The sequence below is a fragment of the Cognatishimia sp. WU-CL00825 genome, assembly GCF_040364665.1.
Lineage (GTDB): Bacteria > Pseudomonadota > Alphaproteobacteria > Rhodobacterales > Rhodobacteraceae > Cognatishimia.
The window spans coordinates 1,514,127-1,538,170 of the sequence record NZ_BAABWX010000001.1 but is presented as its reverse complement, the minus strand read 5'-3'; the positions used below and the strand labels follow the sequence as shown (position 1 = coordinate 1,538,170).

The window sequence follows — 24,044 nt, the reverse complement described above, 5'->3', positions numbered from 1 at the left end:
GATCGAGGCCGAAATGCCCCAAACGTTGAACGAATTGCCGTTGAAACCTGGCAAACCTCACCTTGGTTTTGTGGGGTATGGCGGATTTGGCCAGCTCGCAGCGCTACATCTGTCGCCCTATTTTGACATTTGCGCCTATGACTCCTTGCGCCCCAACGCACGTATGATGACGTTGCCAGAGGTTGCTATTGTTGGTTTTGAACAGGTGGCATTGTGTGATGTTGTGGTGCTGGCGGTGCCCGTATCAGAGATCCGCGCCAGTTGCGAAAAGCTGGCCCCACTATTGCGGCCTGGGACGGTAGTGGTCGACGTTGGGTCGGTCAAAATCGCGCCAGTGTCAGACATGATTGAATGCCTGCCAGACCACGTTCAGATTATTGGCACCCATCCCCTATTTGGCCCGCAAAGCGCGGCAAATGGCGTGGCTGGTCTTAAACTGTCGCTTTGTCCAGTGCGCGGAAGCGCGTGGCGTAATTTGCGCGTGTTCTTAAGGCGTCAACTTGGGCTAAAGGTCTATGTTTGCAGCGCAAATCATCACGACCGTGATGCAGCGACCGTCCAGGGGCTTACCCATTTGATTGCCAAAGTGCTGTCCGAAATCGGTCCGCTTCCGACCGAAATGACCACAGCAAGCTTTGATTTGTTAATGCAGGCGGTTTCCATGGTTCAAGATGATCCACCCAGCGTTTTACACGCAATTGAGAGCGCCAATCCATATGCTGCAGACGTGCGGTCCGCGTTCTTTGCGAAGGCCGCTGAAATCGGTGCACAGTTTGAGACTTAAAAACAAATAAGCCCGATCAAATGACCGGGCTTAGGAAAATTTCAATTGACCCGGCTTAGCGCCGACGGTCGCGCCGCGACGACATGGGCTGAAAGGCCACGCCCACATGGGCTTCGCAATATGGCTTGCCCGATTGTGTCGGCAGGCCGCAGAACCAAAAGTGTTCGGTCGCTGGATCGCCAACAGGCCATTTGCAAGTGCGTTCGGTCAATTCCATCAAGGAAAGCTTTTTGGCTTTCTTTTCGATTTCATTCACTTTTGCCAATGCTTCTGGACTAATTTCATTCGCCGAAGGTTGCGGCGGCAACGGTTGCCCGGCAGGAATAATGGCTTTGCGCGTAGACGGGGCCCCTGCAACCCGCGGCGGGACTGCTGGCTCGGTCTTCATCTCGGGCATCGGCGTTTTGGGTTTGGCTTCTGCCTTGGGTTTGGGCGGTGCCTTGGGTTTTGGCTCTGCCTTCGGTTTTGCATCCGCCTTGGCTCCTCCGGATCCCGCCCGGTTAGACAGGCCCAAACGGTGCACTTTGCCGATCACGGCGTTGCGTGTAACACCGCCCAGTTCTTTGGCAATTTGACTCGCGGATTGGCCTTCGCCCCACATTTTTTTTAGCAGCTCGACGCGCTCATCGGTCCAGGACATTCGCACTTCCTTAGCAAAAGAAGCGGTCCAATTGGCCCGCCTCTGCATTTCTTGGTCAGGCACCTATTTTAAACACCCCACCGCCAGTTACAAGGCGCAGAATCATTTGTCTTTGATCGGATCGCCTGAAAGCGGCAAAAAACCCGAAATTCCGCTGTGCTTGGCCTTGGTTTCAGCCTTTTTGGCAATGTTTTTCAATCGGATCAACCTTTGGCGCGCGCGCACATTGGTGCAAAGAACCCGTCTTTTCAGCGAATTGGGGGTTCTCAAGCCAAAGATAGGCCGCTAAAGACAGCGAATGATTACACAGATGACATACACTCGCGTCCGACGACTCCGACGCTAACATCACGGGCCTTGGCGGCCCAATTGTAATCTTTTGCCTGCAACACAGTTGTAAGCGTTAAAACAGCGCAGAATGTGCGTATCCATTTTATAGATTGTTGACTTGAAAGCCCGCGTGTTGCACGCCAATGGCTTAACCAAAAGGACCGGACCATGATTTCTTCTGTTCTGCCCACATATAACAGGGCCCCTCTGAATTTCGTCAAAGGCGAAGGCAGCTGGATGATCGAGGCAGATGGCCGACGTTTTCTGGATCTTGGGGCCGGGATTGCTGTAAATGTGCTTGGCCACGCCAACCCCATTTTGGTCAGCGCTCTGACAGAGCAGGCTAACACCCTTTGGCATGTTTCAAATTTGTACGAGATTCCGCAGCAACAAGCCTTAGCGGACAAGCTTGTGGATAACAGCTTTGCCGACACGGTCTTTTTCACCAATTCAGGTACAGAATGCTGTGAATTGGCCATTAAGATGGCGCGGAAATATTGGTATGATAAAGATCAGCCGGAAAAGACGGATATCATTGGATTTTCTGGGTCGTTTCATGGCCGTTCTTCAGCCGGGATTGCCGCGGCCGGCAGTGAAAAAATGACCAAAGGTTTTGGTCCCTTACTGCCCGGATTTTCCCAAGTAGAATGGGGCGATCTTGAGGCGTTGAAGGCTGAAATCAGCGAGACAACTGGGGCAATTATCCTGGAGCCCGTTCAGGGCGAGGGAGGCATCAGGCCCATGGCTGACGCTGATCTGCGCGAAATTCGCGCAATTTGCGACGCCAACAATACTTTGCTGATCTTAGACGAGGTGCAATGCGGCGTCGGACGGACCGGTAAGCTCTTTGCTTATGAATGGGCAGGGATCGCGCCTGACATTATGATGGTGGCCAAGGGCATTGGTGGCGGTTTTCCACTGGGCGCTGTTTTGGCAACCGAAGAGGCCGCAAGCGGCATGGTCGCCGGAACGCATGGGTCAACATATGGTGGCAATCCCTTGGCCTGTGCGGTTGGCAATGCGGTCATGGACACAGTGGCAACCCCGGAATTTCTGGATGAGGTGAACCGAAAATCTGCATTTCTGCGGCAAAAGCTAGAAGGATTGGTAGCCTCAAACCCTGATGTCTTTGAGGCGGTTAGGGGCTCTGGCATGATGCTTGGATTGCAGTGCAAAGCCGTGAACATGGATGTCGTGAACGCTGGCTATGATGCGCTTGTTGTGACGGTGCCAGCTGCTGATAATGTTGTGCGCCTCTTGCCCCCACTGAACATTGCCGACCAAGACATGATTACGGCGGTAGATCGACTCAATACAGCTGCGCAAGCCGTCGCCGCCAAGATGCAGGACTAATCAGATGAACCATTTCCTCGATATTCACACAACGGATGCCTCTGAGCTGCGCAAGATCATTGGCTCTGCACGCTCTATGAAAGAGGCGCGCGCAGGCAAGCTGCGCGGTGCTTTGGATGCAGAGCAGCCGCTCAAAGACCACTTGGTGGCATTGATTTTTGAAAAGCCATCCACCCGCACGCGGGTCTCTTTTGATGTTGGTGTGCGTCAAATGGGTGGTCAATCGATGGTGTTGTCCGGCAAAGAAATGCAGCTTGGCCATGGGGAAACCATTGCAGATACCGCCCGTGTCCTGAGCCGATATGTCGATTTGATCATGATCCGCACATTTGAGGAACAAACCCTGCTGGAACTGGCAGAATACGCCACTGTGCCTGTGATCAACGGGCTGACAGATCGCACGCATCCTTGTCAGATCATGGCCGATATACTGACCTTCGAAGAGCATCGTGGCCCGATCAAAGGCAAGAAAGTGGTCTGGTCTGGGGATGGCAACAACGTCTTTGCCAGCTTGGCACATGCGGCCAAACAATTTGAGTTCGATCTGGTCTTTACCGGCCCCAAACCTCTGGACCCGGAACCGGCTCTTGATGGGCTTTATACCATCGAACGCAACCCAGATGCGGCGGTAGACGGCGCGGACCTAGTGGTCACTGATACCTGGGTGTCGATGCATGATCCGCAATCGGCGCGTGAACGTCGTCACAATCAATTGCGTGGCTATCAGGTGAATGATGCGTTGATGTCCAAGGCAAAGCCAGACTCGCTGTTTATGCATTGCCTTCCTGCACATCGCGATGACGAGGCCACTTCCTCGGTGATGGATGGACCGCATTCAGTTATCTTTGACGAAGCCGAAAACCGGTTGCACGCACAAAAGGCTGTGATGCGCTGGTGTCTCGGCGTCTAAGACAAGAGAGGCGGGCAGGCTTTGGCTTGCCCGCGCCATCGCGCTTAAGAACCGCGCCGCTTGGCTCTTAAGGTTGGGTCGGCCTGTGTTGGGTCTTCTGGCCAGGGATGTCGGGGATAACGTCCACGCATGTCTTTGCGCACATCCGCATAGGAATTCTTCCAAAACCCCGGAATATCCATTGTAGTTTGCACGGGCCGCTGAGCTGGCGAAAGCAGCGTGACCCTTAGGGGGGCTTTGCCAACCATCGGATGGGTGGTTTGCCCAAACATTTCTTGCAAACGTAAAGTAATTTCGGGGTGTTCTCCACTGTAATCAATCGGAATTTTGCGGTTTAGCGGTGTCACGAAATGCGCCGGAGCAAATTTGTCGAGCATCTGGGATTGCGACCAATCCAACATTGCGCGCAAGGCTTCAAGAATATCAAATTTACGCCATTGGTCTTCGGATTTGATGCCTAGAATATGCGGCAAAAGCCAGTCTTCCAGCGAACTGATAAGTGCGACCTCTGACATATCAGGCAACATATGCCCCGCATCGCGTGCCAAAGCCACACGCGCCAAAAATCGCTTTGCAGCGGCTGAAGGCACCAGACCAATTTCAGCAACGCCGTCCAGCATCGCGCGCGCGACTTGTTCTTCCGGTGCGTCCTTCCAAATGCGGTCTTGCAAAACCAAGGCCCCAAAACATTCCTGTTGTCGGCTGACCACCCGCCGCTCGCGTTTTGACCATTCACACTGCGTGTGCCATGCAATCTTTGCCCCATAAAGGTCGCGCAGCTCGGCTTCGGTCAATAATATCGCCTGACGTATGCGGGCCTCGCGTGGGTTGCCGTCCAGATCTGTCGCTACAATCAAACGTGCCCCCGCCAAGTTATCAGCACTATCAAGCAGCGCCCCTTTGCCGCCAGACAACACAAACCGCGGCGCGTCCCCCTTGCGGTGCAGACCGATGCGATCCGGATAGGCCAGGGCGGCCATTTCCGCCAAAGACATCGGGTTCTTGTGGCTGGCAAATCCGCGGGCAAGTCGCTTGGTCTCATCGCGAATGCTGTGAATGGCACCTCGATTAGCCTCAAATGAGCGGCGCGTCTGAAACCCTGCCGGGTCGTTGATTGCTTCGATGCGCAGCGAAATATCGCAGGGTGCTTGGCGCGACAGCGGGTCCCGAGATGCCAAAAGCGCGGCAAGCTGGGCGGCCTGCTTGCCAGCTTTGATCAGCATATGGGCGAGCCGGGGGTGCAGGGGCGTCTTGGCGATTTTCTGGCCGTGCAGTGTGATCTGATTTTTGTTGTCCAACGCCCCCAAATTACGCAATAGGGTTTTAGCCTCGGTCATGGTGCCCTGCGGCGGGGGTGTCAAAAAGCCAAGCTCCTCAGGCTGCGCCCCCCATGCGGCCAACTCCAAAGTCAGCCCTGTTAGATCCGCGGCTTCGATTTCCGCAGGTGGAAAGGCCCTAAGCGCGCCTTCCTCTCCTTTGCTCCACAATCGATAGCAAACGCCTTCTGCAACCCGCCCTGCGCGGCCCTGACGCTGGGTGGCTTCGGCGCGGCTTACGCGCTCTGTCACCAGCCGGGACATGCCAGAGCCCGGATCAAAACGGGCACGACGGGCGCGGCCGGCATCAACCACAATGCGCACGTCCTGAATGGTCAAAGAAGTTTCGGCAATCGACGTGGCCAGAACGATTTTCCGGCCCGAGGTTGCAGGTTGAATGGCCGCACGCTGGGCTTTGAAATCCATCGCGCCAAACAGCATATGAACTTTGCAATCAGCAGGCAGGTTCAGCTGCTTGGCTGTGCGCCGAATTTCGCCTTCACCGGGCAAAAAAACCAACACGCCGCCAGGATGTTCGCTAACAGCCTGTTCGATCAGCTGCGCTGTGGCGTTTTCAATCCGGGTGGTTTTGCCCAACGGCTTATCAAGCCAGATAGTTTCTACCGGATAGCTGCGCCCCATGGATGTTATGACCGGTGCATCCTGCATCAGCGCGGCCACAGGCTCTGCGTCAAGTGTTGCTGACATGACAAGCAGCATCAGATCTTCGCGCAACGCGCCCGCGCTCTCTAGGCACAGCGCAAGGCCAAGATCCGCATTCAGCGATCTTTCGTGGAATTCGTCAAAAATCACCGCCCCAATACCCCGCAATTCGGGATCAGTTTGGATCATTCGGGTCAGAATTCCCTCGGTCACGACCTCTATTTGGGTGCGCGCAGACACTTTGTTATCGCCGCGCACCCGGTAACCAACGGTATCTCCCACCTGTTCCCCTAGGGTCTGCGCCATGCGTTCGGCAGCAGCACGCGCCGCCAACCTCCGCGGTTCCAGCATCAAGATCTTGCCAGCAACCAATCCGGCATCACGCATTGCAAGCGGCACAACCGTGGTCTTCCCAGCACCGGGCGGCGCTTGCAGTACCGCGCGACCACGCGATTTAAGCGCTGCAATCAATTCGGGAAGGGCTTGGTGGATCGGCAGCTGTGTCATGTCTTGCGTTATCGGATATGCGGCGCACCGCGTAAAGCCACCATTCAACACGGCAATTTGGCGCAGGCACTGGGCTAGACAAGCAACGCGCATAGCAGGCATTAAGTTGTTCAGTTTCGGTTTGCTTTCACAAGGGCCCAACACATGGACATCGCAGATCTTAGTGGCAAAATTCTGAACCAAGACCGCCGCGCGCTTGCGCGTGCCATCACTTTGGTTGAAAGCGGTCGCGCCGATCACCGCAATCAGGCGGCCGAGCTTCTGGAACAGTTACGCGGATCGGGTCGCCAAGCGCTGCGCATCGGTCTGTCGGGCACGCCAGGCGTCGGTAAATCAACCTTCATCGAAAGCTTTGGCCTCTATTTGACGGGTTTGGACAAACGGGTCGCCGTTTTGGCGGTTGACCCCTCATCCGCGCGTTCCGGCGGGTCTATCTTGGGCGACAAAACCCGTATGGATTTGCTCAGCCGAGACCCAAACGCCTTTATTCGCCCATCGCCGAGCCAGAACCACCTTGGCGGCGTGGCGCGGCGCTCGCGTGAAGCTGTGGCCCTGTGTGAGGCTGCGGGTTATGACATCGTGTTGGTAGAAACCGTCGGCGTTGGCCAATCTGAAACGGTTGTCGCTGAAATGTCGGATCTGTTTTTGTTGCTGTTGGCCCCGGCGGGGGGCGACGAGTTACAGGGCGTCAAGCGCGGCATCATGGAAATGGCGGACATGATCCTTGTGAACAAAGCAGATGGCGATCTGAAATCCGCAGCGATGCGGACCTGCGCTGACTATTCTGGCGCGTTGCGTCTGTTGCGCCGAAGGCCACAAGATCCAGATGGTTTCCCCAAGGCGATGACGGTTTCAGCGCTTGAGAATCAAGGCCTTGCCAAGGCTTGGGAAGACATGACAGGCTTGGTCGCTTGGCGAAAACAGCAGGGGCATTGGGACAGTCGTCGAGCGTCTCAGGCCCAATATTGGTTTCTGGAAGAACTGCGGCAAGGCGTTTTGGCGCAGCTCCAAACCGGTGCCATCAAGGCCCAGATTGGCGGATTGTCCAAAGCTGTTGAGGCCGGTGAAATTACGCCATCTTCTGCCGCAGAGCAGATCCTGACCGGTTTGAATTTGCGACTTGAATGAAACCCGCAAAATAATGACCATTCAGGCGGGGCGAAAGTCATTTCATTGTCGTGAATCACTTGACGCCCGCTGAATTCAGGCCTAAAGACGCCCAACGAATTTCTGGGTGCTGCCAGTGGTGGTGCCCTTTGTGCTTTAGCGGGACTGCTTCCCGCAGACCGTAAAACGAGGATGATCCTATGTCGCGACGTTGCGAACTGACCGGAAAAGGCCCAATGTCTGGCAACAATGTCAGCCATGCTAAAAACAGAACACGTCGTCGCTTCCTGCCGAACCTGAACGACGTGACGCTGCAATCAGAGTCACTGGGTCGTGGCTTCAAGCTGCGTATCTCTGCTGCTGCATTGCGCACCGTTGATCACCGTGGTGGTCTGGACGCGTTCTTGGCAAAAGCCAAAGACGTCGAGCTGTCTGAAAACGCTCTGAAGATTAAAAAAGATGTAGCCAAAGCGCAAACGGCACAAGCCTAATCGCCGTACATCTTTCGTCACTGGACAGTGATTTTGGCCCCGTCTGATTTCAGGCGGGGCTGTTTCGTTTTGCCGCTTTTCATTTTCTGAGCAGAGCGGTTATATCAAGCAATTATGAAGCGGATTCGATTACATATTTCTGGGCTGTTGATAGTTTTGCTGGTGCTGACCGGAAACAGCATGGCGATCGCGCGAGGCTTGCCCGCAGCGGCCGGATATATGGAGCTTTGTACCGGAACTGGAGCGGTCACTGTCGCGGTTGATGCGCAGGGCGAACCGACAGGGCCATCTCATCTTTGCCCCGAATGTGCTTTGGCTGTGATGGACAACGTTGAAACCGCACCGGCTGTCTTGGTGCCCATCAAGCGTTTCTCGCAAAAGCTTGCTTGGACATCTGCATCACCCCCTTATTCTTCGGTAACGTTTAGCTTGCATGCGCGCGGGCCGCCGGCACTGATTTGAATCGAAAAACATTTCAAATCAATACGATACCAAGGAACAAACCATGTCTTTTAAATCTATCGCATTTGCAGCCATTGCTGCTCTTTCTTTTGCTGCGCCTGCTTTTGCGGACAGCAATATCATGATCAAAGACGCCTATGCGCGAGTCTCGTCTAAGGCTGCTAAAGCTGGCGCTGCCTTTCTTGTCCTGCACAATATGGGGTCCGAGGACGACCGCCTTGTTGGCGTGCGCACCGACGTTGCCGCAAAATCCGAGCTGCACACCCACAAAGATATGGGTGATGGCGTCATGAAAATGATGCATGTCGAAGAAGGTTTCAGCGTGCCAGCTGGTGAAACTTATACTTTGATGCGTGGCGGCGATCATCTGATGATGATGGGCCTTAACCGGTCCCTGGCGCATGGTGACATCGTCAAGGCCGTATTGGTTTTTGAAAATGCGGGTGAAATCTCTGTCGAAATCCCTGTCGATCTCGAGCGCAAGCCAGATCACGGCATGGCGCACGGCGACATGAACCATGGCAAAATGAAACATGGTGACAAGGAAATGTCTAAAGACGATGCGCACAAGGCACATCACTAATGTCCCAGGCATAAGACCATATCAGGGCCGAGCGATTGCTTGGCCCCTTTTTATGTGCCGCTATAGTTGCAGTCATTCTGAGCAACCCGCATCAGCAAGTTTGCGTACCCAAAACCCGAAAGAAGAGTCAAAATGAAGGTCCTATTTGTGTGTCTTGGCAACATCTGCCGCAGCCCCTCTGCCGAGGGAGTTTTTCGCGCCCTGACAGCCTGTGAGACCGATAGTGCGGGCACAGCTGGCTGGCACGTTGGCAAGCCGCCGTACGGGCCAATGCTCGACGCTGCCAAGCAACGGGGCTATGACTTTTCAGATTTGCGCGCTCGGCAGTTCGTCAAACAAGACTTTGTTGATTTTGATCTGATCATCGGCATGGACGAAAGCAATGTGTCTGACATCGAAAATTTGCGGCCAAATGGCAATCAAACACCTGTACGGTTGCTGACCGATTATGCGCCCGAAGCGGGCATGGACCATGTGCCAGACCCTTATTATACCCGTGATTTTTCGGGGGCTTTGGATCTGATAGAGGTGTGCGCAAATGGATTGGTCGCAGATATCGGCTAAGTTCTTCTTTAAGAAAATTGAAATATAGCGGCAAATACTGACACCCTCGAAATCAGAGTTTTGCCAGACCTATTCGGACAAGACCCGCAATTCGCCTTGCAAGAACGACTGACTGCGCAGCGCCGGCGAGATCACGTTTCTGTTGACCAATCGGCGGATGGTTTGCGCAACTTCTCGTGGCACCTGGTCGGCCCAGTCCGTGCCAGCAAAAAGCGAGATTTGACGCGAAAAATGCGCAAATGGCAGCGGATGTGCTGTGACGTTGTCGTGAAAGCGAACCGCGCGCATAAACCCAAGAGGCGTGGTGATGGACCAGCCAATGCCGCGCGCCACGCAGGCCATCAAAGCCAAATGACTGCCAATTTCAAACCGTTCTGTGAATTCAAGTTTAAGTCGCGAGAGATGCGCATCAATTTGCCGAGAAATCAATTGATCACGATCATATCGCAAAAACGGTAAGTCGCGCATCACATCGTCAGTGTTGGCACCGGCAGGCGCATGTGAAGTCGGGGTCACCAAAATAAAGGGATCTCTCACCAATGGATGTTCAACAATCCCGTCCATTACCTCACCGGTAGAGGCGGCAACGCCAATGTGTAATCGCCGATCCTTCATCGCTGCGGTAATGTCATGGCTCGAGGCGGTGACCAATTTGAACCGGCATTTTGTCAAGCTTTCTGCAAGCTCAGTCACCAATCTTGGGGTCAAATCATCGTCAAAATCATCAATGATCCCCATGTTTAAGGTGCGCAGATGTGTCAGGTCAACGACGCTAAGTTCTGATTGGGCCAGGCGCAATTCAGACAGGACTGCCCGCGTGCGCGCCAAGAAATTTCGCCCAGCCGGAGTCAATTGCATCGGGCGTTTGGTGTGGTCTAACAGATCGGCGCCCAGTGCTGTTTCCAGATTGCGCATTTGCTGGCTGACGGCCGGTTGGCTTAGGCCTGTGCTCTGGGCAGCCAAAGCAACCGATCCCGTACCCGCCAAAGATTCAAACACTTCTAGGCCGCGCAGGGTGACGCCTTTGCTTAACATGCAAATCTCCTGTTAGATTTGCCTTTTGTGAATGTAGCGCGATGCTGGGTCAATCAAATTCGTAACGGTCAGCCAGGCGAAAATAGCGCGTTCAAATTCGAGAATGCGCCGGTGCGCCCCAGTTGGAAACCCGGCTTTCCCTTTGGTTGTCTCAGCTATGACGCTCGCAAACCGATGACGCGGCTTCGCCAAATTTCTTATATCGCTTCCAAAAGATCTCGTGAGATCTTCTGTCGGATTGACGGATTTCCTGAGCTTTGCTTGGGTCTTTGAAAAAGCTCGCGGCCATGCGTTGGTCTGCACGCGAAAGTTTGTCATTGGCAACGCTTTGTATACAGTTGCAAAGCCTGCGGGACGCCGCCTTGCGATCTGATTTCACACATGCGCTGGAAATGGGCCCGGCATGGGCCTGGATTGCGGGCACTGAAACCATGCATACCGCAATCACCACTGTCAAAATTGATGTTTTCATCTTTGCCTCTTTTGGCCAACACTTGGATGCGGCCCTCTTGCCCTGTTTGTAGTATGCCGCAAATTTTGAAAAATTCAAAGGTCGCGCAAAAAATGTGAACGGTCTTAGAACGTTGTCCAAATTTCCAGTGACGCGCCAAGTGCTCCGTTACCGTAGGTTTGTTTTGATAGTCCGATTTTCAAGTGCTGCTGATCAGATATTGGCAGGGCGAAAGAGGGCTCGATACCAAAAAACCAAGCTTGGCCAGCTTGGCTTTCGGCGCTAAGCTGCAACATCAGTTTTACTTGGTTCTTCAAGGTTATACCCGCAGTACCCAAAAGTTTGCCACCGGTTGGAAGCCGCGTTTCATAAAGAAAAATATCGGCATCCAATGAAAGCCAACCCGGCGTCCCAAAAGCTGTAATATTCCGGCCTAAAGACAGCCCGGCGCTCAAGGTGGCCGGTGCGTCGGTGCCCTGCGTGGTTTGTCCAATGCCAAGCGTGTAGCTTGCGCGCCAGCCATTTTCCGCATGTCTCAACATGCGCTTGGCCCCGACTAACACCGAGATATCCCGGTTCGATCCTTTGTCGATCTTTATAAATACGGTGGTTTTTTCTGTCGCTCCGAATTCCGCAAAAAGTGACTGGCTTTGCGTCATCAGCTGGGTGCCTGATGGCCAAGCCAATGCACCTCGCACCGAGACAAATCCCTGATTGACCGGGCGCAACCAAGGGCCTGCGCGTGCTTCAGACGGCAAAAGCAAAATCAAGAATAAACAGAACCACCGCATGTTTTCCCCCCAGAGTCTAATTTCAAAAGAGATTGGTAAACAATTGCTTAACGTCGCGTGGCTCTGCGATGTCTGGTGACATTGTTAAAGTTTTCGCGTGCTTTTCCCAAACAGGGCGCTAGGCTAAAGCAAAGCCAAGAAGGAGCCAGCATGCCACAGATCAAAAAAGGCGAAGCCCGCCAAACCGTTATCACAACGCTGGATGTAACGCCTGGCACATGTCAGGACGTTATCGAAGCTTTGACCGAGGCCTATGATTTGATCATTTCAAAACAACCAGGCTTTATCGCTGCGGGCCTGCATGTAAACGACGCTCAGACTCGGGTCGCAAATTATTCCCAATGGGAAAACCGGGAAGCGTTTCAAGCTATGCTGCGGACGCCCGAAATGCGCGACCGCAATCGGCGCATAAACGAACTGTGCAAGAGCTTTGAGCCTGTTATGTACGACGTGATCGACACGTTTGATTGACGCTACATAATGTGAGCTAGATGAGAAATGTATAAGAACATTCTGATTCCGATCTCGTTTGACGAAGACAGCACCGAAGGTGTGCTGCGCGCAGCGGCGGCTTTGGCGGATCATGACGCCAAAGTGACGCTGTTGCACGTCATGGGAGCGATCCCGAAATACGCCTCCAGCTATTTCCCCAAGGGTTACCGAGACGAAGCGCAAACCACGATCGAGGCCTCGCTTCGGGATATGGCAAAAGACCTGCCAAATACGTCAGGCGTGGTCGCCGAGGGACAGCCCGGTCGTACGATTTTGGAATGGGCCAGAGATCACGCGGTTGATTGTATTTTGCTGTCCGCTCACCGCGAAGGCTCGCCTGAATTCTTGCTTGGTTCAACGGCTGCACAGGTCGTTCGTCACGCCACCTGCGGAGTACATATTGCGCGTTAGGGCAATAGGGCAGCAGCTGTCAGATTGTTTGCAATAACAACGCCCATCAGCACCAGCACAGGTATCACCGCCAAGAAAAAGGCGATGGGCTGGCGGTCATACCGATAAGAATATCGCATGGCCGGAATGAAACAAACGATCATCGAGATGATGCCCAAAAACAAATAGCCGCGGGCGTTTCCAGAATTGTTTGCACTCTCTGCCGTCAGAAGCGCAAGGGACATAAACAGGACCCAACCTATGATTTGCATCGAAATCAGGATGTGCACGAACTGTTTCATAGGTCCTCGACTTTCAAGGTTTCTGCCTTGCGCATGGCGAAAATGGCCCAAGCGCGCATGGGTTCTGAAAAACTAGTCGTTTCAGTGAGTTCTGTCACCCTTTCAAAGTGAACTTAAAACGATACAATTTGTTCACAGCTTTTCCACAGGTCGATGTGGATAGAACTTCGGATTTGAACAAGAACTTACAAATTGCCAGAATTGAGGTTCTGAATTTTTTTGATATATCAAGAAAGGATAACTATTCTGACAATTTTAGGATCTACTACAGTATAATATTCGATTTGGATAATTGCTCACAGCCCGTAAAGCCCACTTCTCAAGTGACTTTGCAAGAATTATAAAGTGTTTTTGACAAATTGTTTTTAGGAATACGGACGGCTTTCTAAACTGAGAATTCTAATAAACTGGCGCTGACGATCAACGATGTTTATACCAAAATAACAAGAATTTGGGTGCTGCAGCTCATCTAAGAACCTCGGCGCAAGTTATTTGACGGGTGATGTTTCACCGCACAAATATGGCGATTTGGCACTGCGAGAGCCTCCCGAGACACCAATATCGCAGAAATTTACCGCCCGCGACGCCGTACGTTGCCACCGCGTTGGCCGGGGCGGCCTGCCGTTGATCGCCCTTTTGAGTTGATCGATTGCTCTGCCGCTGCGTCAACCGCAGACTGTCGCGCCAATGGGTCATCGGAAATGACCAGATCAACAGCTTCCAGCCGCTTTACCTCGTCACGCAGACGTGCCGCCTCTTCAAACTCTAGGTTCTCGGCAGCTTTGCGCATATCTTGACGTAGCCCGTCCAGATGGGCCTCCAAATTGGCACCATGCAATGGCTTGTCGATTGTGGCCGTCACACGCGACATATCTGTGTCGCCTTTATAAAGGCCCGCCAATACATCTTCGACGTTCTTTTTAACGGTTGCCGGGGTGATCCCGTGCAATTCGTTATAGGCCATTTGTTTTGTGCGTCGTCTTTCGGTTTCGCGCAATGCGCGCTCCATGCTGCCGGTGATTTTGTCGGCATACATAATGACCCGCCCATCGGCGTTCCGTGCGGCACGGCCGATGGTTTGCACCAAAGACGTTTCTGACCGCAGAAAACCCTCTTTGTCAGCATCCAGTATGGCCACCAACCCGCATTCCGGAATGTCTAGTCCTTCGCGCAGCAGGTTAATACCAATCAGCACATCAAACGCACCAAGTCTAAGATCACGCAGGATTTCGATCCGTTCCAGCGTGTCAATTTCGCTGTGCATATAGCGGACTTTGATGCCCTGTTCGTGCAGATATTCTGTCAGGTCTTCTGCCATGCGTTTGGTCAAGGTGGTGACCAAAGTTCGAAGCCCGTCGGCTGCCACCTTGCGGATTTCATCCAGAAGATCGTCAACTTGCATGTCAACCGGGCGAATTTCAACCTCTGGGTCCAATAGTCCAGTTGGCCGGATCACCTGTTCGGTAAACACGCCGCCAGATTGTTCCAGCTCCCAGGCCGCGGGGGTCGCCGATACAAAAATCGACTGAGGCCGCATTGCGTCCCATTCCTCAAACTTGAGGGGGCGGTTGTCCATGCAAGACGGCAGGCGAAACCCATGCTCTGCCAAGGTGAATTTTCGACGATGGTCGCCTTTGTACATCCCGCCAATCTGCGGCACCGACACATGGCTTTCATCAGCAAAGACCAAAGCGTTGTCAGGGATGAATTCAAATAGGGTAGGGGGCGGTTCACCCGGTGCGCGCCCCGTCAGATACCGAGAATAGTTTTCGATGCCGTTACAAAACCCCTGGGCTTCGATCATTTCGACATCAAAATTTGTGCGTTGCTCTAACCGTTGTGCCTCTAGCAATTTGCCTTCGCTCACCAATTGGTCCAGTCGCATCCGCAGTTCTTTTTTTATGCTGATGACCGCTTGCTGCAAAGTTGGCTTGGGTGTCACATAGTGTGAGTTTGCATAGACGCGTATCTTTTCAAAAGTATCCGTGCGCTCGCCGGTCAACGGATCGAACTCAGTGATGCCTTCAAGCTCTTCGCCAAAAAACGAGAGCCGCCAAGCGCGATCCTCAAGGTGGGCCGGAAAGATCTCTAGGCTGTCGCCGCGCACCCGAAACGAGCCGCGTTGAAAGGCTTGATCATTGCGGCGGTATTGCTGGGCCACCAGGTCCTGCATCACCTGCCGTTGGTCATACTCTTTACCCACAACCAAGTCCTGGGTCATGGCAGAATAGGTTTCAACCGAGCCGATGCCATAAATGCAGCTGACAGAGGCCACAATAATCACGTCGTCGCGTTCTAGGAGCGACCGGGTTGCGGCATGTCGCATACGGTCGATCTGTTCATTGATTTGGCTTTCTTTTTCAATGAATGTGTCGCTGCGGGCCACATAGGCTTCGGGTTGGTAATAGTCATAGAATGATACAAAGTATTCGACAGAGTTTTCTGGGAAGAATCCTTTGAATTCACCGTACAACTGCGCTGCCAAGGTCTTGTTAGGGGCCAGAATGATCGCCGGTCTTTGGGTTTTTTCAATAAGTTTGGCCATCGTAAATGTCTTACCAGTGCCCGTGGCCCCCAGCAGAACTTGATCGCGTTCCCCATTTTCCACACCCGCTGAAAGCTCTGCGATTGCGGTGGGTTGATCTCCGGCAGGGTCAAAATCTGTATGCAGAACAAACCTCTTCCCACCCTCTAGCTTTTCACGCGCCGCGCGCGGCGAATTTGCCTTGGGTGTGGTCTGATCTGTGTCGACAAGCTGCATAGAGATTCCCTTTGTTGCCCTTAATTTGATCTGTTTTTGTTCTCTTGCAACCCGTGCCGGGAAATCTTTTGCCATCGGGGCGAATATATCATTACCCTGCTGTCAAAAATTGGCAGCAGGGTGATTCTGGGGCTCAATCATCTATTTTGTGACCAGACAATCAAATAAATTGAGACGGTTTGTCGCAGTTTTGTGACATTTTACCAAATGTGTGATGCAAGTTTACCCTAGGTAAGGACAGCAATACTTGAATGGTCATTTAAGGAATAGCCTAAGTGGTTTGTTTCCTTGAACTATAATTCTTAGGCGAAGTCGAAATCGTGCGCACCACTTTAACGTGTTTCAATAATTGATCCAAAAGCTTGCTAAATAATTCACAATTTCGGTATCATTATGAGGCAAGCAGCGCTTGGTTGCTGAGCGACCCACACTAATACCCCTCGCTCCCCGTGGAACGTCCGGCAACCAAGGCGCTTGAAAATCCCTAGAAAGCATGCCCCCACTTAGGCAGAGGCACTTTTTTTAGTCGGTGGTGTCTTCTTTGATGGGCACGTACAACGCGCCTCCCTCTCGAAATTTCGCTGCCATGGCCTCCATGCCTTCTTTCTGAGCCTCGGCGCGAATGTCGTGTGAAATGCGCATAGAGCAGAATTTTGGCCCGCACATCGAGCAAAAATGCGCGACCTTATGCGCTTCTTTGGGCAGGGTCTGATCGTGGAATTCGCGCGCTGTATCCGGGTCTAGCGACAGGTTGAATTGATCTTCCCAACGGAACTCAAACCTTGCCCGTGATAAAGCATCGTCTCGGCGTTGCGCACCTGGCAATCCTTTGGCCAAATCCGCGGCATGCGCCGCAATTTTATACGTGATGACGCCGACTTTTACGTCGTCTCGATCTGGCAATCCCAAATGCTCTTTGGGGGTCACATAGCACAGCATCGCGCAGCCAAACCAACCAATCATCGCCGCGCCAATTCCGGATGTAATATGATCATATCCCGGCGCAATGTCGGTGGTCAGAGGTCCAAGCGTATAGAATGGGGCCTCGTGGCAGCACTCCAGCTGTTTGTCCATGTTCTCCTTGATTTTGTGCATTGCAACATGGCCCGGTCCCTCAATCATCACCTGACAGCCTTTGGCCCACGCGATCTTGGTCAGTTCCCCCAGGGTTTCCAGCTCGGCAAATTGCGCTTCGTCATTCGCGTCCGCGATCGAGCCTGGGCGCAGGCCATCCCCCAGAGAGAAGGAAACATCATATTGGCGGCAGATGTCAGCAATCTCGTCAAAGTGCTCGTATAGAAAGCTTTCTTTGTGGTGATGCAGGCACCATTTGGCCATGATCGAACCACCTCGGCTGACAATTCCGGTGACGCGTTCAGCGGTCATGGGCACCATATGCAGGCGCACGCCTGCGTGAATCGTAAAGTAATCAACACCTTGCTCGGCCTGCTCGATCAGCGTGTCGCGGAACACGTCCCAAGTCAGGTCTTCGGCGATGCCGTTCACTTTTTCCAGCGCTTGGTAAATTGGAACGGTCCCGATAGGCACCGGAGAATTGCGAATAATCCATTCGCGGGTGTTGTGAATGTTGCGACCGGTTGACAGATCCATCACCGTATCCGCGCCCCAACGGATCGACCACACCAGCTTGTCTACCTCTTCTTCCATCGAAGAGGTTACGGCCGAAGTGCCCATATTGGCGTTGATTTTCACCAGAAAGTTGCGCCCGATAATCATCGGTTCCAATTCCGGGTGGTTGATATTGGCCGGGATAATCGCGCGACCCGCGGCTATTTCACTGCGCACAAACTCAGGTGTCACATAGTCTGGGATATTGGCCCCAAAATCATTGCCATCGCGGTGACATGGGGATGTTTCGCGCAGCTGGTTTTCGCGGATGGCTACAAATTCCATTTCCGGCGTGATGATACCTCGGCGGGCATACTCATATTGCGTGACCGCCTTGCCTTCCTTTGCTTTCAACGGCTTGCGCAGATGTGGAAACTCGGCGACCAGGCGATCGCCTTCCACAAACCCGTTGTCCTCTGGTTTGACAGCACGGGCGTCATAGGCCTCGACGTCGCCGCGCGCCAAAATCCAATCCTCACGCAGGGCGCGCAATCCCTGGCGAATATCTGTTAGATAATCCGGGTCAGTATACGGCCCCGAACTGTCATAAACTGGCAGGGGCGGTTCGCCTGCGCTGACGTGGGTCGCGATTTCCCGCATCGGCACACGGATGTCTTTATGAATGTCACCATTGACATAGATTTTGCGCGAAGCGGGCAGGGCACCCGTTGTGATGGTGGGGTTTGGAATATTCAAAATGGTGCTCCTCAGCGATTAATCAAAAGGCCACCAGGTGAAGTCGGAACGGGAAACAAAGGGTGTACAACCCTTATTCAGAAATCGCAGTGCAACGGGCTGTACAGACCCAATGCCGATGCGCACCTAGCTTCCTACGCCAGTATCAACTGGGTCAGGTTCAAAGGGTCGCGACACTGGGCTAATGCCCATATTCGCCTCTCAGTCTCTAAAGCGAGACCCCCCTGCGTCCGGACACGATATTCTCGCTAGGGTTGTTTGGTCAATGCATTTTCCGATTTGGACTGACACGAGACCAGAATCTGGTGTGCAGAGGCGGCGCTGCGACGATTCAGGCCTTGCCCGAGAGGAACAAATCCCGGATAAAGCACCAAGACCAAGGAGTTTGCGATGATCGCTCGTATTTATCAGCCTGCCCGCAATGCCATGACATCGGGCCAAGCCAAAACCAAGATTTGGGTTCTGGAATTCACCCAATCTTCAGCGCGCGATATCGATCCGCTGATGGGGTGGACCGCGACCGATGATACGCAATCGCAGGTTAAATTACGGTTTTCTTCGAAAGAAGCCGCATTGGATTATGCCCAGGAACGCGGCATCCAGGCACAGGTCACTGAACCGCATAAGCGCAAGCCAAATGTGCGCGCTGGCGGCTATGGCGAAAACTTTGCCACAAACCGCAAGGGCGCGTGGACGCACTAAGTTTTCGACACCTGCGGCGTTAATATAGTCCCAGAATTTGACGCTATGCGGTGTCCGCCAGCACGCCTTTTTTAAGAATAAGATTGCCAAAATGGCGGGTTTCGGCGGTTTGCACAATTGCAAACGCGGTCTTTGCTCGATCGTAAAACCCAAACCGTTCAATGGGTTGTATCTGCATTTCATTTTCGGTTTCCATCGACACAATGTCCTGAAACTCCTGCACCACGCGGGGCAGTGTTGTGACATCGGCGGCATTTTCCATCGAGAAAACCGCCGCATCAACATATGTATCCAGCGGCATTAGCGACAGGATGGCCTGCACAGCATGCGTGGCCGAGACACCTTCAAGACGCACCATCCTTTGGGCATGGCTGGTCGCCGGAAAGTTGGCATCTACCACGACTAATTCGTCGCCATGCCCCATGCTGCGCAAAACATGTAAAAGGTCAGGGGACAAAATCGGATCTATGTTTTTCAACATCAGCTAGGGCTTTCTGGCAAGAGGTCATCTGTGCTTGTGAATGCGGCTGCAAGGCTACCTTGCGACTCGCCCAAAGAACCGGAGGCATACACAGATGCCCCAGGAACCGGGCGCATACTCAATTTTCGCTGTCCCAGATCACGGAATTCAACAAAGTAGCGCGGGCATCGTTCAAATGCGTCTGAAACGCCGTAAGTGCTTGGTCGTTGTCACCGGCCTGAATCGCGGCAATAATATCAAGATGTTGATGCGCTGCGTGCAGGTTACGTTCTGGTTCGTCTTTCTTGTTCCACCGATAGTGATAGTGGAAGATCACCGAAACCAATTCAAAGAAATCGACAATAAAGCGGTTGTCTAATTCATTGATCATTATGTGGTGAAATTGTTCGTCCAGCCGCGGAAAATTCAGATACTGGCCGTCGATGTCAGCAATGATTGCGCGGTGCGCGGTTTCAAGACCCACCAAGCGTGCGCGTGTGTCATGGCTTGGGTCAAGAGTAAGCAAATGCCGAAAGGCGCGGAACTCAAACATCTCGCGCACGTCAAACAATTCGATGGCAAAATTTCGTGTAAATCCCCGCAAAACCCAATGCCTGTTGGGTTCTTTTTCGATCAGCCCAAATCGCGAGAACCGGATCAGGAATTCCCGCACCACCGATGTGCTGACATCAAACTCCCGCACCAATTCGCTTTCGCGCAAAATCGCACCGGGTTTCAAATCCCCGCCGAGGATATACTCCATAAAGCGGGTTTCCACTTTGGCACTGCTGGAAATGGTTTCGGCTTGGGCGAAATAGTCGGCCTTTTTGGGCTTGCGCAAGATGATCTTGCTGCGGCCAGACCAGCGAATAACGTCAGTTTCATCCAAATGGTGCAAGACGGCACGCACCGTGGTTCTGCTGATGCCCCAATTTTCAGACAATTCGACTTCGGCAGGTAGTTTTGCCTTTACCCCTAGCATTGAAATATAATCAAGGCTGCGGTTAAATGCTTCTTTGTACATCGAATTGTTGCGGGACATGGCGCGCCTTTAGTACTTTATCCATTAAACTCCGTTACACTGGTATACCTACATGACGCCATAAGTTTCAAACGCTTCTTGCGTCGACATGCCTCCCCGTATGGCAACGGCCACTTGATTTTCAGTTGCGCATTTCTCCAAAGCTGCGGCTACGGCCTCTGCTTCGACAGCCCGAGGTATGATCAGCACACCCTCGTCGTCGGCAAAGATCAAATCCCCAGGGGTCACCAAAACCCCATCGACCATGATTGGCACGCGATAATCCAAAACTTTGCCGCGCACGCCCTGATCCTGCGCATAACTGCCGCGCGAAAACACCGGGAATTCCAATTTTTTGATTTCATCAGTGTCGCGGATATAGCCATTGAGAATGGCCCCCGCAGCGTTCAAATGTTGTGCGCGTGTCGACATCAACCCGCCCCAAAGCGCATAGTCCAGCGATGCGCCTGACGCGATATAGATTTCCCCCGGCCTCAGATCATCTAGGGCCTTGAACATCACCCCAAATGGTTTGTCTGCCAAGGGGCCATTTCCCGCTCCTTCCAAATAGTCGGCTTCCAGTACCGTCATCGCCCGTCCAACGATTTTTGTGCCCGGAACCAATGGCTTGATCGGTTGCGCCAAGAATTGTTTGCGATAGCCCATCACGTCCAGTACATCGCCCACAACTGCGGTGAACAGATTGTTGGTGATTTGCTCAAAGAGCTGTTGATCAGTCATATTAAAATCCTGTGGCTGCGCCGCCATCAACCAAAAGCACTTGGCCGGTGATATAGCTAGCTGCTGGGGAAGAAAGAAAAACCGAGGCCCAACCGATATCTTTTGGGTCCCCTAATTTGCCCATGGCAATTCTGCTCATGATTTTGGCCTTGCGAGCGTCGTCACCCTTTGTGGCTTTGCGAAAAACATCGGTGTCGATCCATCCAGGTGCCACTCCATTGAACCGTATACCGCGATTGGAAAATTCCGCGGACAGCGCCCGAACCACACCGTTTATGGCCGTTTTGGCAATGGTATAGCCAGAGACCAAAGGCTGGCCAATGTAGGCCGTCATCGAAGAGGTAAACAACACTGACCCGGCGTGATCTGCCGCCAACATGCGGCGCACGACCAGGCGTGTCAGCTCCAAAGCGCCGCGCACATGCACGTCAAAGACGGCGTCAAATTCCGCCAATGATGACTCTTCAAACGGCCTCTTGATGGTGTTGCCTGCATTGTTGACCAGCACATCAATCATGCCAAATTTCTCAAAAACCTGTGTCTCAAAAACAGGCAAGTTGTCGATGTCTGTCACGTCCAGCAAGACATAGTCACAACCCATTCCAATCTCTGCACAGGTGGCCTTCAGAACCTCTTCTCGGCGCCCCGCGATGATGACAATGGCACCGCTTTCGGCAAAACACTGGGCGATCGCCTTGCCCAATCCAGTGCCGCCTCCGGTGATAAGTGCTGTTTTTCCAGCAAGCCCAAATTCTTTAGACAGGTCTTTTGGTTGGGTCATCTTAAGCGTCCTGTAAATCAATCATGACCTTAAAGGTCTTGTTCCGGTTGGCCTCCCAATAGGTGAAGGCTTGATCCGCTTTAGTCCAAGGAAATATTTTTGAAATCAATGTGTTAGCCAGTTTTTCTTGACCTGTCAGAAACGAGATAACCGTCTCAAAATCCACGCGTGTGGCATTTCTAGATCCACGAATATCCAGCTCTTTCAGGTTAAACAGCGACGTGTTGTAGCTGACCTCTGACTTTGCATACCCCACATAAACAACACGACCGGCAAAACTGGCCAAGTCAACCGCTGCCCGAAACGTCTCTGGCAGACCAACCGCTTCGATCACCAGATTTGGACCTAGATTATCTGTCAACCGCATGATCTCTGCGTTCAAGTCTTGTGTTTGCGGGTTAATGACGGTTTCCACACCCAGCGCCAGCAAAGTGTCGGTCTTGGCATCACTCACCTCTGCCACGATCACCCGTGCACCGCGCGCTTTTGCGCCCAGTATCGCGCCAACCCCAATCATACCGCCGCCCATAACAACCACAGTTTCGTCTTTTGAAACTTGACCGCGTGCAACAGCATGAAAGCCAACCGACAAGGGCTCGACCAAGGCCAGATGCGGAGCAGGAAGAGTGGTGTTTAGGATCAGCCGATCATAGGGCACAGAAATTACATCACACATGCCGCCGTCTTTTTGCACGCCCAAGGTCTGGTTGTTTTTACATGCATTTGGGCGGTCAGATCGGCAGGCCATACAGGTGCCACAGGTGGAGTAGGGAATGACAATGCCACGTTTGCCCGGTTGGAAATCTGTTGGCACATTCGGGCCAATTTCCAGAATTTCGCCGCCAATTTCGTGGCCGGGAATACGCGGTAGTGCGGCAAGCGGGTTGGCACCCCGAAATGTGTTTAAATCGCTGCCACAAAGCCCAACATGAAGCACGCGCAACAAAACGTCATTGTTCCCAAGCTGCGGCGTTTCGATTTCTCGAAACTCTGTATGTCCGATCTGGTCGATCACGAGGGCTTTCATAGCGGCAGTTATTCCTTGAAATGGTCAGTAAACGTGGGCCGCCAGCAGTGCCGGCGACCCTCAGGGAGATCAGATTAACGGTAGTCGTTCACATTCTCAGCGGTGATCAGAATGCCATCGATAGGTGTAAAGGCAGCAACCTCTTGGCCCTTGATCAAGCCAACCAGATTGGCCACGCTCATGGCACCCATGCTGGCGTTATCCTGCTTGATGTCTGCGCTTTGCTCGCTGGCTGCAATGGATTCAAGATTGCCCGGATTCCCATCAAACCCAACGATGACTACGTCATCCAGCTTGCCTAGTTCTTTGGCAGCTGAAACGGCGGCTAATGCCATCGGGTCAGACGCTGCAAAAATCGCCTTGATGTCTGGATTGGACTGCAAACGGTTGATGGTTGTGTCGTAACCGCAGGCTTCTGCCCAGTCACAGATTACAAAGATCACATCCAGACCTGCAGCTTCTGCTGCATTCTTAACGCCATCACGACGTGCGTTGCCGGTTTGGTGCCCCGCAGAGCCACCCAGGATCAAAACAGAACCTTCGCTGACTTGGCTGACAATATAGTCGCCTGCCACTCCGGCCGCAGCCAGGTTGTCAGTTTGAACAAGACTTGCCACATGGTCGTGTTCAATGCCGGTGTCCACTGCAACAACCGGAATGCCCTTGCGAGCGGCCATGTCCAGCGAGGCCCCAAAGGCACGGTTGTCCACTGAGCCAATGATAATGCCATCCACACCCATGTTAATAGCGCGATCCACAGCGTCTTTTTGAGCAGCGGCATCCGCCTGAGTGGCCGTTAGATCGATAAATTCAACATTCATCTCACCGGCCTTTGCAGCGGCGGCATCGCCCACACCAACCCAGAATGGCTGGTCGGTTGAGTACCCGGTATAGGCAATACGCAGGCCATCCGCATAGGCTGCGCCTGTGACCAAAACCGCGGTCATGCTGGCCGCCATCAGTCCCTTAAAAGTCTTAAATTTCATAGTCATAGTCTCCTCCGTTGATTTTAGACACACCCCAAGCGGGCTTTGTGTTGGTCACCCATTTACGGG

At 53.0% G+C, this 24,044-nt stretch carries 25 protein-coding genes and 1 riboswitch; of the genes, 12 read left to right on the top strand and 13 right to left on the bottom strand.

The annotated features are described in order from the left end of the window. The first annotated feature begins 13 nt into the window (after positions 1–13). Complete coding sequence (locus ABXG94_RS07680) at positions 14–784, top strand: prephenate dehydrogenase/arogenate dehydrogenase family protein (RefSeq protein WP_353533284.1); 771 nt, start codon at positions 14–16, stop codon at positions 782–784. Positions 785–839: 55 nt separating this feature from the next. On the opposite strand, the gene ABXG94_RS07675 is transcribed toward ABXG94_RS07680, so the two are convergent. Continuing rightward, positions 840–1,424, bottom strand: coding sequence for a GcrA family cell cycle regulator (locus ABXG94_RS07675; RefSeq protein ID WP_353533283.1), 585 nt, complete (start codon positions 1,422–1,424; stop codon positions 840–842). Positions 1,425–1,922: 498 nt separating this feature from the next. Here ABXG94_RS07675 and ABXG94_RS07670 point away from each other — a divergent pair, with 498 nt between their 5' ends. Both ABXG94_RS07670 and argF read left to right on the top strand, forming a co-directional pair. Beyond that, entirely contained in the window at positions 1,923–3,107 is a 1,185-nt protein-coding gene (locus ABXG94_RS07670) for an aspartate aminotransferase family protein (protein WP_353533282.1), read from the top strand. Between the two features lie 4 nt (positions 3,108–3,111). Further along, a complete protein-coding gene (gene argF / locus ABXG94_RS07665; protein ID WP_353533280.1) occupies positions 3,112–4,017 on the top strand; it encodes an ornithine carbamoyltransferase in 906 nt (301 codons plus the stop codon). A gap of 44 nt (positions 4,018–4,061) precedes the next feature. Here the strand turns inward: argF and hrpB are convergent, their stop codons facing one another. Next, positions 4,062–6,503 carry an ATP-dependent helicase HrpB gene (hrpB, locus tag ABXG94_RS07660; protein ID WP_353533278.1) on the bottom strand — a complete coding sequence of 814 codons (2,442 nt, stop codon included), beginning with the start codon at positions 6,501–6,503 and terminating at the stop codon, positions 4,062–4,064. Between the two features lie 144 nt (positions 6,504–6,647). Here hrpB and meaB point away from each other — a divergent pair, with 144 nt between their 5' ends. The 5 genes from meaB to ABXG94_RS07635 all read left to right on the top strand — a co-directional run bounded on the left by meaB (position 6,648) and on the right by ABXG94_RS07635 (position 9,710). After that, complete coding sequence (meaB, locus tag ABXG94_RS07655; protein WP_353533276.1) at positions 6,648–7,631, top strand: methylmalonyl Co-A mutase-associated GTPase MeaB; 984 nt, start codon at positions 6,648–6,650, stop codon at positions 7,629–7,631. A 179-nt stretch (positions 7,632–7,810) separates the two neighbouring features. Beyond that, positions 7,811–8,101 carry a 50S ribosomal protein L28 gene (gene rpmB / locus ABXG94_RS07650; protein WP_353533275.1) on the top strand — a complete coding sequence of 97 codons (291 nt, stop codon included), beginning with the start codon at positions 7,811–7,813 and terminating at the stop codon, positions 8,099–8,101. A 180-nt stretch (positions 8,102–8,281) separates the two neighbouring features. Beyond that, the gene (locus tag ABXG94_RS07645; protein WP_353533273.1) at positions 8,282–8,563 is read left to right on the top strand and encodes a hypothetical protein; all 282 of its coding nucleotides are present in this window, start codon (positions 8,282–8,284) and stop codon (positions 8,561–8,563) included. A 43-nt stretch (positions 8,564–8,606) separates the two neighbouring features. Further along, entirely contained in the window at positions 8,607–9,146 is a 540-nt protein-coding gene (locus ABXG94_RS07640) for a copper chaperone PCu(A)C (RefSeq protein WP_353533272.1), read from the top strand. A gap of 132 nt (positions 9,147–9,278) precedes the next feature. Then, a complete protein-coding gene (locus ABXG94_RS07635; RefSeq protein ID WP_353533271.1) occupies positions 9,279–9,710 on the top strand; it encodes a low molecular weight protein-tyrosine-phosphatase in 432 nt (143 codons plus the stop codon). 69 nt (positions 9,711–9,779) lie between these two features. Here ABXG94_RS07635 and ABXG94_RS07630 read toward each other — a convergent pair whose 3' ends face one another. Continuing rightward, on the bottom strand, positions 9,780–10,745 hold the full coding sequence (locus ABXG94_RS07630) for a LysR family transcriptional regulator (protein WP_353533270.1): 966 nt from the start codon (positions 10,743–10,745) through the stop codon (positions 9,780–9,782). 287 nt (positions 10,746–11,032) lie between these two features. On the opposite strand from ABXG94_RS07630, the gene ABXG94_RS07625 reads away from it, so the two are divergent. Then, positions 11,033–11,269 (top strand): hypothetical protein, encoded by a 237-nt coding sequence (locus ABXG94_RS07625; protein ID WP_353533269.1) that lies wholly within the window; start codon positions 11,033–11,035, stop codon positions 11,267–11,269. A 52-nt stretch (positions 11,270–11,321) separates the two neighbouring features. Here ABXG94_RS07625 and ABXG94_RS07620 read toward each other — a convergent pair whose 3' ends face one another. Continuing rightward, positions 11,322–11,987: a hypothetical protein gene (locus ABXG94_RS07620; protein ID WP_353533268.1), complete on the bottom strand. Its 666-nt coding sequence runs from the start codon at positions 11,985–11,987 to the stop codon at positions 11,322–11,324. A 150-nt stretch (positions 11,988–12,137) separates the two neighbouring features. Here ABXG94_RS07620 and ABXG94_RS07615 point away from each other — a divergent pair, with 150 nt between their 5' ends. After that, complete coding sequence (locus tag ABXG94_RS07615; RefSeq protein WP_353533267.1) at positions 12,138–12,458, top strand: antibiotic biosynthesis monooxygenase family protein; 321 nt, start codon at positions 12,138–12,140, stop codon at positions 12,456–12,458. A 27-nt stretch (positions 12,459–12,485) separates the two neighbouring features. Then, positions 12,486–12,890 carry a universal stress protein gene (locus ABXG94_RS07610; RefSeq protein WP_353533266.1) on the top strand — a complete coding sequence of 135 codons (405 nt, stop codon included), beginning with the start codon at positions 12,486–12,488 and terminating at the stop codon, positions 12,888–12,890. Here the strand turns inward: ABXG94_RS07610 and ABXG94_RS07605 are convergent. The 3 genes from ABXG94_RS07605 to thiC form a co-directional block, all read right to left on the bottom strand. Next, a complete protein-coding gene (locus tag ABXG94_RS07605; RefSeq protein WP_353533265.1) occupies positions 12,887–13,171 on the bottom strand; it encodes a hypothetical protein in 285 nt (94 codons plus the stop codon). The two genes, ABXG94_RS07610 and ABXG94_RS07605, sit on opposite strands and share 4 nt — an antisense overlap. 571 nt (positions 13,172–13,742) lie before the next feature. Beyond that, complete coding sequence (gene uvrB, locus ABXG94_RS07600; RefSeq protein WP_353533263.1) at positions 13,743–15,932, bottom strand: excinuclease ABC subunit UvrB; 2,190 nt, start codon at positions 15,930–15,932, stop codon at positions 13,743–13,745. A 522-nt stretch (positions 15,933–16,454) separates the two neighbouring features. After that, positions 16,455–18,257: a phosphomethylpyrimidine synthase ThiC gene (gene thiC, locus ABXG94_RS07595; RefSeq protein WP_353533262.1), complete on the bottom strand. Its 1,803-nt coding sequence runs from the start codon at positions 18,255–18,257 to the stop codon at positions 16,455–16,457. 114 nt (positions 18,258–18,371) lie between these two features. Then, a riboswitch (TPP riboswitch) is annotated at positions 18,372–18,493 on the bottom strand. A 154-nt stretch (positions 18,494–18,647) separates the two neighbouring features. On the opposite strand from thiC, the gene ABXG94_RS07590 reads away from it, so the two are divergent. Continuing rightward, the gene (locus ABXG94_RS07590) at positions 18,648–18,959 is read left to right on the top strand and encodes an ETC complex I subunit (protein ID WP_353533260.1); all 312 of its coding nucleotides are present in this window, start codon (positions 18,648–18,650) and stop codon (positions 18,957–18,959) included. 43 nt (positions 18,960–19,002) lie between these two features. Here ABXG94_RS07590 and ABXG94_RS07585 read toward each other — a convergent pair whose 3' ends face one another. From ABXG94_RS07585 to ABXG94_RS07560, 6 genes are all read right to left on the bottom strand, one after another. Continuing rightward, the gene (locus tag ABXG94_RS07585; RefSeq protein WP_353533259.1) at positions 19,003–19,440 is read right to left on the bottom strand and encodes an RbsD/FucU family protein; all 438 of its coding nucleotides are present in this window, start codon (positions 19,438–19,440) and stop codon (positions 19,003–19,005) included. A gap of 118 nt (positions 19,441–19,558) precedes the next feature. Next, positions 19,559–20,461, bottom strand: coding sequence for a GntR family transcriptional regulator (locus ABXG94_RS07580; protein WP_353533258.1), 903 nt, complete (start codon positions 20,459–20,461; stop codon positions 19,559–19,561). A gap of 48 nt (positions 20,462–20,509) precedes the next feature. Beyond that, complete coding sequence (locus ABXG94_RS07575; RefSeq protein ID WP_353533257.1) at positions 20,510–21,181, bottom strand: RraA family protein; 672 nt, start codon at positions 21,179–21,181, stop codon at positions 20,510–20,512. A 1-nt stretch (position 21,182) separates the two neighbouring features. After that, the gene (locus ABXG94_RS07570) at positions 21,183–21,962 is read right to left on the bottom strand and encodes an SDR family NAD(P)-dependent oxidoreductase (RefSeq protein WP_353533255.1); all 780 of its coding nucleotides are present in this window, start codon (positions 21,960–21,962) and stop codon (positions 21,183–21,185) included. Between the two features lies 1 nt (position 21,963). Continuing rightward, positions 21,964–22,989, bottom strand: coding sequence for a zinc-binding alcohol dehydrogenase family protein (locus ABXG94_RS07565; protein WP_353533254.1), 1,026 nt, complete (start codon positions 22,987–22,989; stop codon positions 21,964–21,966). Positions 22,990–23,063: 74 nt separating this feature from the next. After that, positions 23,064–23,975, bottom strand: coding sequence for a sugar ABC transporter substrate-binding protein (locus ABXG94_RS07560; RefSeq protein WP_353533253.1), 912 nt, complete (start codon positions 23,973–23,975; stop codon positions 23,064–23,066). Between the last annotated feature and the right edge of the window lie 69 nt (positions 23,976–24,044).

Bases quoted from the DNA above. Each gene is read 5' to 3' on its own strand.
- ABXG94_RS07680 (WP_353533284.1), top strand. From the start codon at position 14: ATGCCCCAAACGTTGAACGAATTGCCGTTGAAACCTGGCAAACCTCAC.
- ABXG94_RS07675 (WP_353533283.1), bottom strand. From the start codon at position 1,424: ATGTCCTGGACCGATGAGCGCGTCGAGCTGCTAAAAAAAATGTGGGGC.
- ABXG94_RS07670 (WP_353533282.1), top strand. From the start codon at position 1,923: ATGATTTCTTCTGTTCTGCCCACATATAACAGGGCCCCTCTGAATTTC.
- argF (WP_353533280.1), top strand. From the start codon at position 3,112: ATGAACCATTTCCTCGATATTCACACAACGGATGCCTCTGAGCTGCGC.
- hrpB (WP_353533278.1), bottom strand. From the start codon at position 6,503: ATGACACAGCTGCCGATCCACCAAGCCCTTCCCGAATTGATTGCAGCG.
- meaB (WP_353533276.1), top strand. From the start codon at position 6,648: ATGGACATCGCAGATCTTAGTGGCAAAATTCTGAACCAAGACCGCCGC.
- rpmB (WP_353533275.1), top strand. From the start codon at position 7,811: ATGTCGCGACGTTGCGAACTGACCGGAAAAGGCCCAATGTCTGGCAAC.
- ABXG94_RS07645 (WP_353533273.1), top strand. From the start codon at position 8,282: ATGGCGATCGCGCGAGGCTTGCCCGCAGCGGCCGGATATATGGAGCTT.
- ABXG94_RS07640 (WP_353533272.1), top strand. From the start codon at position 8,607: ATGTCTTTTAAATCTATCGCATTTGCAGCCATTGCTGCTCTTTCTTTT.
- ABXG94_RS07635 (WP_353533271.1), top strand. From the start codon at position 9,279: ATGAAGGTCCTATTTGTGTGTCTTGGCAACATCTGCCGCAGCCCCTCT.
- ABXG94_RS07630 (WP_353533270.1), bottom strand. From the start codon at position 10,745: ATGTTAAGCAAAGGCGTCACCCTGCGCGGCCTAGAAGTGTTTGAATCT.
- ABXG94_RS07625 (WP_353533269.1), top strand. From the start codon at position 11,033: ATGCGTTGGTCTGCACGCGAAAGTTTGTCATTGGCAACGCTTTGTATA.
- ABXG94_RS07620 (WP_353533268.1), bottom strand. From the start codon at position 11,987: ATGCGGTGGTTCTGTTTATTCTTGATTTTGCTTTTGCCGTCTGAAGCA.
- ABXG94_RS07615 (WP_353533267.1), top strand. From the start codon at position 12,138: ATGCCACAGATCAAAAAAGGCGAAGCCCGCCAAACCGTTATCACAACG.
- ABXG94_RS07610 (WP_353533266.1), top strand. From the start codon at position 12,486: ATGTATAAGAACATTCTGATTCCGATCTCGTTTGACGAAGACAGCACC.
- ABXG94_RS07605 (WP_353533265.1), bottom strand. From the start codon at position 13,171: ATGAAACAGTTCGTGCACATCCTGATTTCGATGCAAATCATAGGTTGG.
- uvrB (WP_353533263.1), bottom strand. From the start codon at position 15,932: ATGCAGCTTGTCGACACAGATCAGACCACACCCAAGGCAAATTCGCCG.
- ABXG94_RS07590 (WP_353533260.1), top strand. From the start codon at position 18,648: ATGATCGCTCGTATTTATCAGCCTGCCCGCAATGCCATGACATCGGGC.
- ABXG94_RS07585 (WP_353533259.1), bottom strand. From the start codon at position 19,440: ATGTTGAAAAACATAGATCCGATTTTGTCCCCTGACCTTTTACATGTT.
- ABXG94_RS07580 (WP_353533258.1), bottom strand. From the start codon at position 20,461: ATGTCCCGCAACAATTCGATGTACAAAGAAGCATTTAACCGCAGCCTT.
- ABXG94_RS07575 (WP_353533257.1), bottom strand. From the start codon at position 21,181: ATGACTGATCAACAGCTCTTTGAGCAAATCACCAACAATCTGTTCACC.
- ABXG94_RS07570 (WP_353533255.1), bottom strand. From the start codon at position 21,962: ATGACCCAACCAAAAGACCTGTCTAAAGAATTTGGGCTTGCTGGAAAA.
- ABXG94_RS07565 (WP_353533254.1), bottom strand. From the start codon at position 22,989: ATGAAAGCCCTCGTGATCGACCAGATCGGACATACAGAGTTTCGAGAA.
- ABXG94_RS07560 (WP_353533253.1), bottom strand. From the start codon at position 23,975: ATGAAATTTAAGACTTTTAAGGGACTGATGGCGGCCAGCATGACCGCG.